The sequence below is a fragment of the Janthinobacterium sp. LS2A genome, assembly GCF_036543145.1.
GTDB classification, from domain to species: domain Bacteria; phylum Pseudomonadota; class Gammaproteobacteria; order Burkholderiales; family Burkholderiaceae_D; genus Janthinobacterium; species Janthinobacterium aestuarii.
This window is the reverse complement of sequence record NZ_JAZHPB010000002.1, coordinates 632,242-647,978: the sequence shown is the minus strand read 5'-3', so window position 1 is coordinate 647,978 and position 15,737 is coordinate 632,242. Positions and strand designations below refer to the sequence as shown.

General features: G+C 63.4%; 12 protein-coding genes. 5 read left to right on the top strand and 7 right to left on the bottom strand.

Going from position 1 to position 15,737, the window contains the following annotated elements; translation table 11 throughout:
- Window positions 1-28 precede the first annotated feature (28 nt).
- From V3C40_RS08740 to hutC, 7 genes are all read right to left on the bottom strand, one after another.
- Window positions 29-1,753, bottom strand: coding sequence for an ArnT family glycosyltransferase (locus tag V3C40_RS08740; protein ID WP_072454960.1), 1,725 nt, complete (start codon window positions 1,751-1,753; stop codon window positions 29-31).
- 151 nt (window positions 1,754-1,904) lie between these two features.
- Window positions 1,905-2,174 (bottom strand): type B 50S ribosomal protein L31, encoded by a 270-nt coding sequence (locus V3C40_RS08735; protein ID WP_034746247.1) that lies wholly within the window; start codon window positions 2,172-2,174, stop codon window positions 1,905-1,907.
- Window positions 2,175-2,480: 306 nt separating this feature from the next.
- Window positions 2,481-3,743, bottom strand: coding sequence for a transcription termination factor Rho (gene rho / locus V3C40_RS08730; RefSeq protein WP_034746249.1), 1,263 nt, complete (start codon window positions 3,741-3,743; stop codon window positions 2,481-2,483).
- A gap of 155 nt (window positions 3,744-3,898) precedes the next feature.
- Window positions 3,899-4,225 (bottom strand): thioredoxin TrxA, encoded by a 327-nt coding sequence (gene trxA, locus V3C40_RS08725; protein ID WP_034746251.1) that lies wholly within the window; start codon window positions 4,223-4,225, stop codon window positions 3,899-3,901.
- A gap of 314 nt (window positions 4,226-4,539) precedes the next feature.
- Window positions 4,540-4,998 (bottom strand): response regulator, encoded by a 459-nt coding sequence (locus V3C40_RS08720; protein WP_051990864.1) that lies wholly within the window; start codon window positions 4,996-4,998, stop codon window positions 4,540-4,542.
- A 70-nt stretch (window positions 4,999-5,068) separates the two neighbouring features.
- A complete protein-coding gene (locus V3C40_RS08715; RefSeq protein WP_331777182.1) occupies window positions 5,069-8,392 on the bottom strand; it encodes a PAS domain S-box protein in 3,324 nt (1,107 codons plus the stop codon).
- A 331-nt stretch (window positions 8,393-8,723) separates the two neighbouring features.
- Window positions 8,724-9,443, bottom strand: coding sequence for a histidine utilization repressor (hutC, locus tag V3C40_RS08710; RefSeq protein WP_034746253.1), 720 nt, complete (start codon window positions 9,441-9,443; stop codon window positions 8,724-8,726).
- A 228-nt stretch (window positions 9,444-9,671) separates the two neighbouring features.
- Here hutC and ada point away from each other — a divergent pair, with 228 nt between their 5' ends.
- The 5 genes from ada (at window position 9,672) to V3C40_RS08685 (ending at window position 15,637) form a co-directional block, all read left to right on the top strand.
- Entirely contained in the window at window positions 9,672-10,727 is a 1,056-nt protein-coding gene (gene ada / locus V3C40_RS08705; RefSeq protein ID WP_034746256.1) for a bifunctional DNA-binding transcriptional regulator/O6-methylguanine-DNA methyltransferase Ada, read from the top strand.
- Window positions 10,724-11,413 carry a 2OG-Fe(II) oxygenase gene (locus tag V3C40_RS08700; protein WP_442907234.1) on the top strand — a complete coding sequence of 230 codons (690 nt, stop codon included), beginning with the start codon at window positions 10,724-10,726 and terminating at the stop codon, window positions 11,411-11,413. Before ada ends, V3C40_RS08700 begins: the two co-directional genes overlap by 4 nt.
- A 75-nt stretch (window positions 11,414-11,488) precedes the next feature.
- Window positions 11,489-13,144 (top strand): mechanosensitive ion channel family protein, encoded by a 1,656-nt coding sequence (locus V3C40_RS08695; protein ID WP_331777181.1) that lies wholly within the window; start codon window positions 11,489-11,491, stop codon window positions 13,142-13,144.
- A gap of 134 nt (window positions 13,145-13,278) precedes the next feature.
- Window positions 13,279-13,905 (top strand): GNAT family N-acetyltransferase, encoded by a 627-nt coding sequence (locus V3C40_RS08690; protein ID WP_072454963.1) that lies wholly within the window; start codon window positions 13,279-13,281, stop codon window positions 13,903-13,905.
- 52 nt (window positions 13,906-13,957) lie between these two features.
- Window positions 13,958-15,637 (top strand): amidohydrolase, encoded by a 1,680-nt coding sequence (locus V3C40_RS08685; RefSeq protein ID WP_442907233.1) that lies wholly within the window; start codon window positions 13,958-13,960, stop codon window positions 15,635-15,637.
- The last annotated feature ends 100 nt before the right edge of the window (window positions 15,638-15,737 follow it).

Here is a 15,737-nt window from a genome sequence, read left to right as displayed (position 1 = left end):
CCGGGCTGGCCCGGTTTTTTTTTGCTGCTTACCTGACGCGCTGGTACAGGCGGAAACGTTCCACGTCATCCGTGGGACGGCGCCCTTCCCACAGCTTGATCCAGTCCGCGCCGTGATGTTCTGGCAGTTGTTCCTTGTTGTCGGGAACCTTGATGCTGTCTTGTAACAAGAACACATCGCACTGCTGCTGCCCCACGCTGGCAAACGGCAGGTGGCCGAAGTAGGCGAACGAGGCGCGCTGGGCGGCGCCGACATTGCTGTTGATGCACTTGCTGCCTGGCGGCAGGTGGACGGAAATCTGGTGCGCCACGCTGGCGTAGCTCTTGCTGTAGTTCAGCGGCGGCAGGAACAAGGTCATGATCAGTACCCAGATCAGGATCAGGCCGCCGGACGACAGCACCACGGCGCGCCACAGCACGGCTGGCTGGCGCGAGATGCGCCAGTGCACGAGCGCCACCCAGCCTGCGCTGGCGCAGGCGGCGACAAAGAAGGCCAGCAAGTCCAGCTCGGGCTTGAAGCCTGGCATGAGTTTCAGGGCGTTATGCGACAGTTTCGGCGGCCAGCCCGTCAGGATGGCGAACCAGAACAGCCACAGCGCGAGGGCGCAGATGGTCAGCACCATCACGGAGAACCAGTCGATGGCGTTGATGGCGCCCCGTTTCATGGTCAGCAAGCCGAACGCGGCCATGACGGCCAGCGGCGGCAGCAGCGGCAGCAGCTGGCTCGGGTCCGGATCGGGATGGCACAGGCCCAGGATGGCCAGCATGGCGACAAAGGTCAGCGGCACGACGATGTGCAGCACGTGATGCTGGCGGCGCCAGGCATACACGGCCCAGGCGGCGAACGGCCACGCGGGCCAGAAGAACCAGATGCCGACACGCAAGAAATACTGCAGGCTTTTCAGGCTCGGGGCGCTGAACTGGCGGCAATTCCATTCCATCCATGCCTGCAGCGGTGAATGGCCGTACGGACGCAGCCATTCGCCCGGCAGCAGCCAGACGAGGGTCAGCGCGGCGCCGATCACGATGGCCAGCGCCAGGTGGCGCACGCTGCGCAGCAGCGGCAGGCGCAGGAAGACGGTGCACAGCAGCAAGGCGATGCTCAGCGCCGCCGGCGTGATCCAGCCGCGCGCGAGGGTCAGGCCGCCCAGCGCCAGGCCCAGCAGGGCCGCATTGCGCACGGAAGGGCCTTCCACGTAGCGCACGGCGCGGTACAGCAGATAGGCCATCAGGGACACGTACAGCGCTTCGGCCGTGATGTCGTGGCTGTGCTGCAGCAGACCCAGGCAGCCCAGATAGATGAGGACGGCGGCATCGGCCAGGGTGCGGCCGAAGTCGTCCGGCTCGGGCTGGCCGCCGAAGGCCAGGCGCAGCGGCTGGGCGTCGTTGCGGCGGCCCAGGTTGAAGGCCGTGTACCAGACGGACAGGGTGCTGACGACGAAGATGCCAATGGTTGACATGCGCGCGCCGAAGACGTCGCCGTCGATCCAGCCGAACAGCTTGATGAAGATGGCGCCCAGCCAGAAGGCCAGCGGGCCCTCATCGGGCAGCGACAGGCCGGCGATATTGGGCCACAGCCAGTCGTTCAGGCCGCCATGCGCCATGGTCCACATGATGCCGAAACTGGCGGCGTCATCGTTCTTCCACGGTTCGCGGCCGATCAGGCCAGGCAGGATGTACAGCAGGCCAAGTGCAAACAAGGCCCATCGTGGCAGCGCGAGTGTGGCAGCGGCGGGAAGGCGGACTGGCTTCATCGATAGTTGTATCAGAATAGTGGCAAGACGCGACGAATGGCGTCGGGTATGCGCGAGTATAAAGTAAAGCGGCCAAAGACAAAAAAGGCAGCCGTGGCTGCCTTTTCTCTGGTAGCCGAAGCTGCCCTTTTTTGCCGCAATGCGGCAAAAATTAGCCTGCTGCGACTGCGGTTTTCGAACCAACCGAACCGAACTTCTGACGGAACTTCTCGACGCGACCAGCGGTATCGACGATTTTGTGCTTGCCCGTGAAGAATGGGTGCGATTCAGCCGAAACCTCGATCTTCACCAGTGGGTATTCTTTACCGTCGTGGGTGATTTTTTCGCGGGTTTGGATGGTCGAGCGGGTAACGAATTTGAAATCGCACGACAGATCGTGGAAAACAACTTCGCGGTATTCTGGATGGGTATCGACTTTCATGGGATTCTCTCTAAGTAGGTAGCCAAACAGCACTTCGTCGGTCGTCTTGCTTCTTGACCCGATTGCCGATCACTTGCCAGGGTTTAAAATAATGCAACCGTCGATTATATAGCGCTTTCGGGCCGGCGGCAATAAAAAAGCCGATCAATGAGCGGCTTTGCATGGTCGCGTGTGGTCGGCGTGGCGCAACGTAGGTCGGATTAGCGCGCGAGCGCGTAATCCGACAACACCACCGCCTTCGCCAACAATGTTGTCGGATTACGGCCCTGCGGGCCTAATCCGACCTACGATATATGACAGGCGAATTTACCCGCCCCGGCGCATCATGTCGAAGAATTCAGCGTTATTCTTCGTGGCTTTCATCTTGTCGAGAATGAACTCCATCGCCTCGATCTCGTCCATCGAGTACAGCAACTTGCGCAGGATCCAGATTTTTTGCAGTTCGTTCGGCTTGATCAGCAGTTCTTCGCGGCGGGTACCCGATTTGTTCAGGTTGATTGCCGGGTAGACGCGTTTTTCGGCCAGACGGCGCTCCAGATGCACTTCCATGTTGCCGGTACCCTTGAATTCTTCAAAGATCACGTCATCCATGCGCGAACCCGTTTCGATCAGCGCCGTGGCGATGATGGTCAGCGAGCCGCCTTCTTCGATATTGCGCGCGGCGCCGAAGAAGCGTTTTGGACGTTGCAGCGCGTTCGCGTCGACACCACCGGTCAGGACCTTGCCCGAGGCAGGGATGACGGTGTTGTAGGCGCGGGCCAGACGGGTGATCGAGTCGAGCAGGATGACCACGTCTTTTTTCATTTCGACCAGGCGCTTGGCTTTTTCCAGCACCATCTCGGCCACTTGCACGTGGCGCGTGGCCGGCTCGTCGAAGGTCGAGGCGACGACTTCGCCGCGCACGGAGCGTTGCATTTCGGTCACTTCTTCCGGACGTTCGTCGATCAGCAGCACGATCAGCGTGATGTCCGGGTGATTGGCCGTGATCGCATGCGCGATGTGCTGCAGGATCACGGATTTACCGGATTTCGGCGACGCCACCAGCAAGCCGCGCTGGCCTTTGCCGATCGGGGCGATCAGGTCGATGATGCGGCCGGTGATGTTTTCCTGGCCATTCATTTCACGTTCCAGGCGCAGCGGCTCGTTCGGGTGCAGCGGCGTCAGGTTTTCAAACAGGATGCGGTGTTTCGACATCTCCGGCGATTCGCCGTTGACCTTGTCGACTTTGACCAATGCGAAATAGCGTTCGCCATCTTTCGGGGTCCGTACCTCGCCTTCGATCGAATCGCCGGTGTGCAGATTGAAGCGGCGGATTTGCGAAGGGGAGATGTAAATGTCGTCGGTGGACGCCATGTAGCTGGCGTCGGGCGAGCGCAGGAAGCCGAAGCCGTCAGGCAGCACTTCCAGGGCGCCATCGCCAAAAATCTGTTCGCCGGACTTGGCGCGTTTTTTCAGGATAGCGAACATCAGCTCCTGTTTGCGCAAGCGGGCTGCGTTGTCAATGTCAAGACCGATCGCCATCTCAAGCAGGGCGGATACGTGTAGGGCCTTTAGTTCGGATAAATGCATATGTGTTGAGTGTCCCGAGACGGGATGTAAAGGTAGGGGAGGGGACTGCGTGGCGTTGATTAATTATTGGGGAAGGCTGTGCACGAATGAGGGCAAAGCCGCTTCCCGGTTGTTCAGTCAGGCGGCGCTGCGGGCGCAGCGCTGCCCATCATACATTAAATGTTGCTGTCGACGAAAGCGGTCAACTGGCCCTTGGCCATGGCGCCCACTTTTTGAGCAGCTGCAACACCATCCTTGAACAGGATCAGGGTCGGGATGCCGCGGATGCCGAACTTGGCAGGTACTGCCTGGTTGGCGTCCACGTCCATCTTGGCGATCTGGATGCGGCCGGCGTATTCCTTGGCCACTTCTTCCAGGATCGGAGCGATGGCCTTGCAGGGACCGCACCATTCTGCCCAGAAGTCGACCAGTACTGGCAACTCGGATTGCAGGACGTCTGCTTCAAAAGATGCATCGCTAATGTGTTTGATATTTTCGCTCATATTTTCCTCAAATGAGGGTGGGATCAATAATGCCTGGAATTAACCATACGCTGGTTCGCCATCCATGCTTCCTGGAATGCAATGAGAAGATGGGGACAATGGGCACGAATTCAATGTTCTTGGAAGGTGCGACCAGAGGTATGCAGGCGGGGATGGCTGAAATAATAACCCATTTTTTCAAAGCGTGGCGATTATTGCAGAAAAACTTGAGGCATATCGCCAGCATATCGCTTCCGCGCGTGCTTGCAGGGTGGCAAAGCCGCATGCCTGCTGGCCTGCGGCGCCATGCCCTCCTCTTCGGCCTGGCCTTGAGATCAGGCTTGGGCGTTGGCTTGACGCGCCGTGTGTTGCAGTTGCAAGTTCACCATCAGCTGCAATTCCGCGCTTTCCATCGGCTTGCGGAAGGTGCCCAATATATGCAGGCCGTTGGCCATGGCCAGGCGCTCGGCCGCCAGGCGCACGGCCGAATGCAGGCCCGACAGCAGGACCACGCCGCCGCGGAAGCCGTTTTCAGCCGCCATGCGCAAGAATTCGATGCCGTCGATGTCGGGCATGGACAGGTCGCAGATCAGCAGGTCGGGCTGGTGCTGCTTCAGGGTCGACAGCGCCTGTTCGCTGTGCGACTCGCAGCGGATGTCGAACGGGCCCATCTGCTCGAGCATGTCGCTGAGCACGTCGAGCATGAAAACGTCGTCGTCCAGCAGCAGCACGCGCAACGGCGCCAGGCCTGCTTCATTGTGTTCCTGGCTTGCTTGGTTTGATACAGTGTTCATCGTCATGTCTTTCTGTTGATATGCATCGCTGTCGATGCCGATACCTTGCCATAGCGTAATTTGGCGGTAGCTAATCGTCATTGGCAAAGCTGGTGTTATTCATGATTTGTTCGGTAATCTGTTCCAGCAGTGGCCACAGGCGCGCCACGATGCGCCGTGCCCGCTCCGCCTCGTCGGCCGGTTCGCCCGGCGCCAGGGTTTCCAGGTTGTGGCACAGGTCGGCCAATCCCAGGGCGCCCACGGTACGCGCCGACGACTTGATGCGGTGCCCCAGTTCGCGCACCTGGTGTACGTCGCCGCGCGCCAGGGCCGCATCGATGTCGCCAAAGCCATCCTGCGTCGTCTGCAGGAACTTGAAGGCGAACTTGCGCACCTTTTCCGGGTTGTAGCCCAGCAACTTGGCCAGGATGGACAGGTCGATCACTTGCGGGTCGCCGGCCAAGGTGGTCTTGAAGGCGGGCGCGGCGCGGCTGCGCGCCGGTGGCGGCGGCGTGTCGCGGGCCGGCAGCCAGCTGGCGATGGTCTGGTACATCATGGCCGGCTGGATAGGCTTGGAAATGAAATCGTCCATGCCCGCGTCCAGGCAGCGCACGCGGTCTTCGCTGGTGGCCGTGGCCGTCATGGCCAGCACGCGCAAATGCGCCAGCTGCGGGTCGGCGCGGATGTGGCGCGTCGCTTGCAAGCCATCCATCAGCGGCATCTGCACGTCCATCAGCACGCAGTCGAACTGCGTCTGGCGCAGCAAATCGAGCGCTTCTTCGCCATTGTTGGCCAGGCAGACGGAGGCGCCCGCTTCTTCCAGCAATTCCAGCGCCACTTGCTGGTTGAAGGTATTGTCCTCCACCAGCAGGATGCGCGCATGCTTGAGCGTGCGCATCACCAAGGCCGCATCGGCGCTGGCGCGCATGGCGGCCGCCGTCTGCACCATGCTGTCGAGCATGGCCGGTGCCGCCTGGTCGGAAATGCCCAGGTTGGCCGTGAACCAGAAGGTGCTGCCGGCGCCGGGACGGCTGTCGACACCGACGTCGCCGCCCATCAGCTGCGCCAGCTGCTTGCAGATGGCCAGGCCCAGGCCCGTGCCGCCATATTCGCGCGTGGTGGAGGTGTCGGCCTGCTGGAAGGACTGGAAAAGCTTGCTCATTTCATCCTGCGACAGGCCGATGCCGTGGTCGCACACTTCAAAGCGCACCAGGCAGTGCTTGGCATCCGCCACCACCTTGCGCACTTTCACGGTAATGCTGCCCTGTTCGCTGAACTTGATGGCGTTATTGGCGTAGTTGATCAGCACTTGCCCCAGGCGCAGCGGGTCGCCCACGAGCACGGCTGGCAATTGCGGGTCGATTTCAAACAGCAATTCCAGATTCTTGCCGGCGGCGCGCGGCGCCACCACCGTCATCAGGGTTTGCACGACATGGTCGAAACTGAAGTTGACGCGCTCGATCTCCAGCTTGCCCGCCTCGATTTTCGAAATGTCGAGGATGTCGTCGATGATGCCCAGCAAGTGTTCTCCGGCAAAGCGGATTTTTTCCAGGTAATCGCGCTGGCGCGGTTCCAGATCCGTTTTGAGGGCCAGATACGCCATGCCGATCACGCCATTCATCGGCGTGCGGATTTCATGGCTCATGTTGGCCAGGAATTGCCCCTTTGCCAGGCTCGCTTCTTCGGCCACCTGCTTGGCCTGGTCGAGCTGTTCGGTGCGCTGCGCCACGCGCTCTTCCAGATGTTCATTGAGTTCGCGCAAGGCGCTTTCGCTGCGCTTGTGATACGTGATGTCCGTCAGGCTGGCCACCACCATGCCCACCTTGCCGTACTCATCGCGGATGGCCTCGGTATTTACGGACAGCCACGACAGGCTGCCGTCGGGCTGCTGCACGCCCATCAGCACGTCGCGCATGGCGACACCCGTCGACAGGGTGATGTGCACGGGATGGCTGCGCTGGTCGAAGGGGGAACCGTCCTCATGGATGGCTTGCCACAGGCTGTTGCCGGCAGGACTGGCCGCCAGCATGCGCTCGGCGGCGGCGTTGCTTTCCAGAATGTGGCCGTGGCTGTCCTGCACCACCAGGCCATTCGTCACGGCGCCAAACACGGACGCCATGCGCTGGCTCGAGTTCGACAGCGCGATCGACGCCTGGCGCCGTTCCGTGATGTCGGTGATCATCGCCAGGGTACCGCCCGGCTCGCCGTTGTCCGACTGGATGCTGGTGCTCGACAGCAAGCCCCACAGGCTGGACTGATCCTTGCGGAAGAAGCGGAAATCGACCTGGTCCGGCTGGCTGGCGAAGCTGCCATGGCTGGCCAGGCGGCGCTGCATCAGCAGCTGGCTGTCGCGGTCCATGAAGTCGAGCAGGGGACGGCCCAGCATTTCCTGCACCGTGTAGCCGAGCATGTGCGCCATCTTCGGGTTGACGAAGGTGGTCTTGCCGTCCGCACCCGTCATCCAGATGCCTTCGGCGGCCGTCTGCACGATCAGGCGGTAGCGTTCCGAACTGGCGTGTAGTGCTTCCTCGGCGCGTTGCCGCTGCGTCATGTCGCGCAGCGAGACGATGGAAAATACCTGGCCGGCCATGCGCAGCGGCGACAGGCTGACCTTGGCAGGAAAATGCGTGCCGTCGCGGCGGCGCGCCATCATCACCCGGCCCGGCAGGCTGTGCCGTGCTTGCGGGTCGCCCACGGAATGGCTGGCCGTGCTTTCCGGCACCAATTGTTCCAGCGACATGCCCGTCAATTCGGCCAGTGGATAGCCGAAGCAGCGCGCCCCGATCTGGTTGGCGTAATGCACCTTGCCCTCGACATCGGCCACCAGCATGGCTTCGGGCGCCGCTTCCAGCATCGAGCGCATGCGCGATTGCTCGTCCTGCTTGCGTTCGCTGATATCGCAGATGATGCCGCTGGCCTGCGTGGCGGCGCCATCCGAAGCGCGTGTCAGCACGGCGCCGCGCGCCAGCAGCCAGCGCCAGTGGCCGTCGCTGTGGCGCAAACGGAATTCGCAATTGAAGGTGCCGGGCGCCTGGCCGTCCAGATGCTGGCGAAATGCCAGGCTCAGGCGCGCGCGGTCGTCGCGGTGCACTTCGGCCAGCCACTCGTCCAGTGTATGGTCGAGCTTGGCGCTCTTGTCGCCCAGCACGTCCTGGTACTGGGGCGCGAACTGCAGCCGCCCGGACTGGCGCCGCCAGGTCCAGCCTGCCAAGGCCGCGCCGCGCAAGGCTTGCCCCGCATCCTGTTCGGCCAGGGCGTGCGCGGGCAGGAGCAGGCGGCGCAACTGTTGCCGCAGCCGCCATGCTTGCCAGCAAGCCACTCCCGCCAGGGCGGTGGCGCTGGCGGCAGCGTACGGCCACAGCACTGTTGGAGCCATGCCGTGTACCGCCGCCTGCACCGGCAACGAAAGCGCCATGCCTGCTGCCAGCATCGTATGAGCGAGCCGGTGCAGCGCAGGGCGCCGAGGGCGTGGTGCGCTGAAACTCGTGTGGCTGCAATACGACAAATGCATCCCTTTCTGGGGCATGATGGAACTGGGCTGACAGTGCATGATGCGCGCTCAAATAAACGCCTGCGGCGCTTTCTGGCGGCAACTATAGCATCGAATATTTGCTCGCAGTAGTTAAGTTCAGAAACGGCCAGAACGGGATTTTTTTTGCCCCGGAATGGCAGTTTTTTTCGCGATTTGGTGAGAATTTGAGAGAAAGTTGGCGCGAAATCGTGCTACGGAATGGCGTTGTATGACCTCAGGTAAAACTGCCGGCGAACTGATAGCGGTGTCCGGGATGCCACATGGTGGCGATCGAGGCGATCTTGCCGCCCGAGCGCGTCTGGCGGCGCAGCACCAGGCATGGCTGTTTCGTGTCGATGGCCAGCATTTCGGCGATGTCGCGCGGCGCCGACAGCGCTTCGATGCTGTAGGTGGCGCCTTGCAGGGGCGCGGCCGCCATCAGGTATTCGTTCGGCGTGATGCTGGAAAAATCCTGCGTCATGTAGTCGGGCGCGCACTCGGGATTGACCCAGCGGTCTTCCACCTGGATCGGCACGCCGTTTTCAAAATGTACGATCAGCGAGTGGAACAGCGGGTGCTCGGGCGGCAGGCCGAATTGCTTGGCCAGCAAGTCGGACGCCTTGGTGCGTTCCAGCAATTGCAAGCTGCTGCGGTGGATATGTCCGCGCGCCCGCACTTCATCGGCGATACTCTTGATTTCCAACAGTGTCGCCTGGTATTTTTGCTGCGCCACATAGGTGCCGGAACCCTGGCGCCGGGTCAGCACCTGTTCGCTCGTCAGTTCGCGCACGGCGCGGTTGACCGTCATGCGCGAGACGCCGAATTGTTTTACCAGTGCTTGCTCGGATGGAATCACGTCGCCTTCCTTCCAGCGTCCGGCGGCGATACCGGCCAGCAGAAAATCCTTGATGCGCTGGAAAATGGGCGTATTTTCTTGTGTATTGTGATCGTCCAATGCGGTTTCTCCGAGGCGCGGGCAGGGCACGCCGCCGGCTGGAGGCGCGATGGCCGATTTTAGCACCGAGCACGATGCCTGCCGCCAGCCTTTTTTGAATTCAAAAGCAAGCGCCGGAGTGTGGTGCGCGCGGGTGCTGGCTATGCTGGTGACTTGGAGACTATCCCAGCAGGGGATGTATTCATCTACTGGGAGAGGCTCTTACTATTGACTTGCACGGAGTTCGCCATGGAACACGCTTACCTGACTGACGATGAACGCTGGGATGCCCTGCAGCGGCGCGCCCTCGATGCCGACGGCGTCTTTTATTATTCTGTGCGCACGACGGGCGTGTATTGCCGGCCTTCCTGCGCCGCGCGTCCCGCCTTGCGCCGCAACGTGGCTTTCCACGCCAGTTGCGAACAGGCGGAGGCGGCCGGCTTTCGCCCCTGTTTGCGCTGCAAGCCGAACCTGCCGCCACTGGCCCAGCGCCAGGCGGCCATCGTGGCCGACATCTGCCGGCTGATCGACGCCAGCGACGAGCTGCCTGACCTGGACAGCCTGGCACAGGCCGCCGGCATGAGCCGCTTTCACTTCCACCGCGTCTTCAAGGCGCACACGGGCATCACGCCGAAAGCGTACGCGGCGGCGCGGCGCGGCGAGCGCCTCAAGGCCGGTTTGCAGGGCGAAGCGAACGTTACGGAAACCTTGTATGCGGCCGGCTTCAATTCCAGCGGCCGCCTGTATGCGGCCACGCCCGGCTTGCTGGGCATGACGCCGGGCGCTTTTCGCGCCGGCGGCAGCGGCGCCGTGATCCGTTTTGCGATCGGCGCCTGCTCGCTGGGCGCCATCCTCGTGGCCAGCACGGACAAGGGCATTTGCGCCATCCTCATCGACGACGACCCGGAAGTGCTGCTGCGCGACTTGCAGGACCGCTTTCCGCAAGCCGAGCTGCGCGGCGCGGAAGCCGACTATGAACAGACGGTGGCGCAAGTCGTCGGCCTGGTCGAGGCGCCGGGCCTGGGACTGGACTTGCCGCTCGACGTGCGCGGCACGGTGTTCCAGCAGCGCGTGTGGCAAGCCCTGCGCGAGATTCCCGCCGGCAGCACGGTCAGCTATGCCGAGCTGGCCCGCCGCATCGGCGCCCCGCAGGGCGCGCGCGCCGTGGCCGGTGCCTGCGCCGCCAATGCGCTGGCCGTCGCCATTCCCTGCCACCGGGTGGTGCGCAACGATGGCGCGCTGTCCGGCTACCGCTGGGGCGTGGAGCGCAAGCAGGCATTGCTGGAACGCGAGGGCGAGCGGTGAGGGCGCTCGATTGGCAGCGGATCGAGGATGAGCTGAATGCGCATGGCTGCGCCGTCGTGCCGGGCTTGCTCGATCCCGCGCAGTGCGCGGCGCTGGCGGCGCAATACGACGACGCGTCGCGCTTTCGCAGCAAGGTCGTGATGCAGCGCCACGGTTTTGGGCAGGGCGAGTACCAGTATTGGGCGCATCCATTGCCGGACGTGGTGGCCGCCTTGCGCACGGGCTTGTATTCACCCTTGGCGGCGATTGCCAACCGCTGGCACGCCGCCATGGGCATCGAAACGCGTTTTCCATCCAGCCACGCCGATTTCCTCGCGCGCTGCCATGCGGCCGGGCAAACCCGGCCCACGCCTCTGCTGCTGCGCTACCGTGAAGGCGATTACAACTGCCTGCACCAGGACTTGTATGGCGAGCACGTGTTTCCGCTGCAACTGGCCGTGCTGCTGTCGCGCCCGCAAGACGATTTCACGGGCGGCGAGTTCGTGCTGACGGAGCAGCGCCCGCGCATGCAGTCGCGCGCCGAAGTGGTGCCGCTGGCGCAGGGCGACGCCGTCCTCTTTCCCGTCGCGCTGCGCCCCGTGAACGGCACGCGCGGCACTTACCGCGTGAACATGCGCCATGGCGTGTCGCGCCTGCGTTCGGGCTTGCGCCACACCCTGGGCATCATTTTCCATGATGCGAGCTGAGCAGTACGTGTGATCCTTGAGTTTCCAGGATTACATGGCATGATGGCTACTCCTTGTCACTCTTTCATTTCCGCCATGTCCGCGCTGCTCCGCCTGTTGTGCCTGTTGACCATTTTCCTGCTGCCCTCAGCCTATGCGGACGATGGCGTGCCCGCGCTCGTTGCGGAGGCCGGGACCGTCGTGGCGCCGTCGCAAGCCGCAGCCAGGACGGCGCCGCTGATGTTTGCCAACCGCAAGGTATTCGTCTTCCGCGCCGCGCTGGCCGGCTATCCGCCCGATGAGCGGGCCATCGGGGCGCAGCGCCGCCTGGAAGGCGTGCTGGCAAAAAACGGCCCCTTGCAGGCGAGCACGCGCACGATTTCCGAAGGTACGCAGGTGCTGCTCGATGGCGTGCAGCTGTTCGTCGTCGTGCCCGGCGACGTCAACCTGCTGGCCGGCGACACGACGGAAAGCGTGGCGAAAACGGCGGCCGGCGAACTGAGCAAGGCTGTGTTTGACTATCGCGAGCAGAGCAGCTGGCGCTACCTGGCCATCGCCGCCGCCGTGTGCGCGGCCGCCACGCTTGTGTTCTGGCTGGTATGGATGGGCTTGACGCGCTTCTATCGCTGGGCCAAGCGCCGCAGCGGCATCCTGCTGGCCTCGCGCCTGCGCGACGTGCGCCTGAAGAATGTGCGCGTGCTCGATGCCGAACACTACATCGCCTTTGCGTATCAACTGCTGAGCGCCGTGCTGTGGGGCTTGCGTCTGATGGCCACGTATCTGTGGGCCGCCTTCGTGCTGGGTCGCTTGCCCTACACGCGTTCCTGGGGCGAAAGCCTGAACGGCTATCTGTTCGACGTGGCGGCCGACGTCTTCCACGCCATCATCGGCGCCTTGCCGGGGCTGGTGCTGGTGTGCGTGATCTTTGCCATCGCGCGCCTGATCGCCGCCACGGCCGCCTCGCTGTTCAAGCGCGTGGAAAGCGGCGAACTGCAAATCGGCTGGCTGGACAAGGACACGGCCCTGCCAACGCGCCGCATCGCCAGCGTGGTGATCTGGCTGTTCGCGCTTGCCATGGCGTATCCGTATCTGCCCGGCTCGCACACGGCCGCCTTCCAGGGCCTGTCCGTGCTGGTCGGCCTGATGGTGTCGATCGGCGCGTCGAGCATCGTGGGCCAGGGCGCCAGCGGCCTGATCCTGATGTACACGCGCGCCCTGCGCAAAGGAGAATATGTGCGCGTGGGCGACAGCGAAGGCACGGTGGTCGACGTGGGCATGTTCGAGACGCGCTTGCGCACGGGCCTGGGCGAAGAGGTGGCCTTGCCGAACGCGTGGGTGATGTCGCAAACGACAAAGAACTATTCGCGCGCCCAGCCCGGCGGCGGCTTCGTGCTCGACTCCACCGTCACCATCGGCTACGCCACGCCGTGGCGGCAAGTGCACGCCATGCTGGAATTGGCGGCCTCGCGCACGCCGGAACTGTCCACTTCGCCAAAACCGTACGTGATGCAACTGGCCCTGCAAGACTATTATGTGCAATACCGCCTTGTCGCCTACGCCAGCGCCGAAGTCCCCCGCCAGCGCGCCGAAGTGCTGAACCGCTTGCACCAGAACATCATCGACGTCTTCAACGAGTTCGAGGTGCAGATCACGTCGCCGCACTACATCGATGACCCGAAAGAGTCGCAGGTGGTGCCGCCGGAGGAATGGTTCAGGGCGCCGGCGCAAAAGCCGGAGGACGGGGCCAGGTAAGGTCGCGTGACATGGTGCTCGGCCATGCTGCTCCACATGAAATACCAGTGCAGGCCTGTGGTGATATTGGCCAGGCGCAAGGCCTGCGCGCTTGCGCTAAGATGCCGGGCGTTTCCAAAAAAAGAAAGAGAACCATGTCCAGCCCATTTCCTGCCGAAACCTCCCGCACCGCCCGCAGCCTGGCCGCCGCCCTGATCGGCGACCCTTTCTACCGCACCGTCACGGTGGCGTGCGGCGAGGACGAAGCGGCGCGTCTGGCGATGCTGGAAGCGTACTTCGCGCTGGCGCTGGCCGAGGGGGAGCAAGCGGGCCGTGTAGACCTGGCCGGCGATGTGTGCAATGAGGTCGGCAATGGTGCCGCGATCTGGACGACGGACACGCCGGCGGCCCTGCGCCAGGCTGCGTATGCGCAGCGCGAAGCAGCTTTGCGCGCGCTGCTGGGGGAGTGCGGCTTCGCGCATTTCACGGCCATCGTCGAGAATATGGAACACGCGCTGGCGCCGTATGGTCTGCAGGATGCGTGGTATCTGTCGATCGCCGGCATCGATCCCGCCGCACAGGGCCGGGGACTGGGCGCATCCGTGCTGGCGCCTGGCCTGGCGGCCGTCGATGCGGCCGGTGCCGCGTGCTTCCTGGAGACGTACAACGAACGCAGCCTGCCGTTCTACGCCCATCTGGGCTTCGTGGTGGCGGGGCGGTATGAGGAAGCCGTCACGGGCTGCGATTACTGGCTGATGGTACGGGAACCTCACGCTGCCTGATTGACCATTTTGCCAATTTCTATACACTCGTCTTTTCATTCAAGACTTGGAGATGGAAATGCCGATCCCGCGCCGTACCTTGCTCGTTCTCGCCTGCCTGGGCGCCCTGACCCACGTTTACGCCCACGCCGATACCGTCATCGATAACGCCCACGGCTACACGCTCGATGCACATGGCAAGGTGGTGCGCTTCACGGCGCTGGCCTTTGACGATGCGGGCAAGCTGCTCGCCGTCGGCAGCGCCGCGCAGGTGAAACGCAAGGCGGCCAAGGGCGCGACCCACGTCGACGTGCAGGGAAAAACCGTGCTGCCTGGCCTGATCGACGCACATGGCCACGTGTTCGGCCTGGGGACGATTGCCAGTGGCGTCATGCTGTACGGTTCCGCGTCGCTGGCGGCCGCCGTGCAGGCCGTGGGCGACTTCGCCAAGGTGCACCCCGAACGCAGCTGGGTCGTCGGCAATGGCTGGAATCAGGAAATATGGAAGCTGGGGCGCTTCCCCACGGCGGCGGAACTCGATGCGGCGGAAAGCGCGCGGCCCGTGTGGCTGCGCAGGGTCGATGGCCACGCGGGCTGGGCCAACAGCCGCGCGCTGGCGCTGGCCGGCATCACGCGCGATACGCCGGATCCTGCCGGCGGCAAGATCGAACGCGATGCACAGGGCAACGCCACCGGTGTGCTGGTCGACAGCGCCATGGACTTGATGGATGCCGTGCTGCCCAAGCCGGGCGACGTGGAAAACCGCGCCGCCCTCGATGGCGCGCTGGCGCAGCTGTCGCAAGTGGGCCTGACCAGCGTGCACGATGCGGGCATCGGCCAGATGCAGGACCGGCTGTTCCGCGACTATGCGGACCATGGCAAGCTGACGGTGCGCGTGTACGGCATGATTGCCGATACGACGGAAGACTTCGACGCGCTGGCGAAAAATGGTCCCTTGACCAGCTATGCGCGCGATATGTACGCCTTGCGCGCCGTGAAACTGCTGTCCGACGGCGCCCTGGGCAGCCGCGGCGCTGCCTTGCTGGCGCCGTACAGCGACGATCCCTCTACCAGCGGCCTGCTGTTCTACCCGGACGCCGCCATGCGCGCGAAGATGGAAAAAGCCATGCGCGCCGGCTACCAGGTGAACGTGCACGCCATCGGCGACGCGGGCAACCATCAAATCCTCGACGGCTATGCAGCCTTGACCGCGCAATACCGCAGCGTGGGCCTGCGTCACCGCATGGAACACGCGCAGGTGGTGCAATTGAGCGACATCCCCCGTTTCAAGGCGCTGGGCATCGTGCCGTCGATGCAGCCGACGCACGCCACCTCGGACCAGAACATGGCGGAGCAGCGCGTGGGGCACGAGCGCATCAAGGGTGCGTATGCATGGCGCACCTTCCTCAAGCAAGGTTCGCGCATCGCCTGCGGATCGGACTTCCCCATCGAGTCGCCAAACCCGTTCGAGGGCATCCACGCGGCCGTGACGCGGCAAAACAGCGAAGGATTCCCGGCTGGCGGCTGGTACCCGCAGCAAGCCATGACGGTGACGGAAGCGCTGCGCTGTTTCACCCTCGACGCGGCGTGGGCGGCGCACCAGGAAAAGGTCATCGGCACCCTGGAAGCGGGAAAATGGGCGGACTTTATCGTCGTCGACCAGGACCTGTTCACCGTGGCTCCAGCGGCGATTGGCAAGACGCGGGTGCTGCAGACGTGGGTGGCGGGCAAGCGCGTGTTCGAGAAAAAATAAAGGCTGGGGTCAGACCCGCCGGGTCTGACCCCAAAGAAAACCTGTTGACTTGGTTGTATAGACAACCTATGCTGGGAGTACCAGAGCGGACCACGCATGT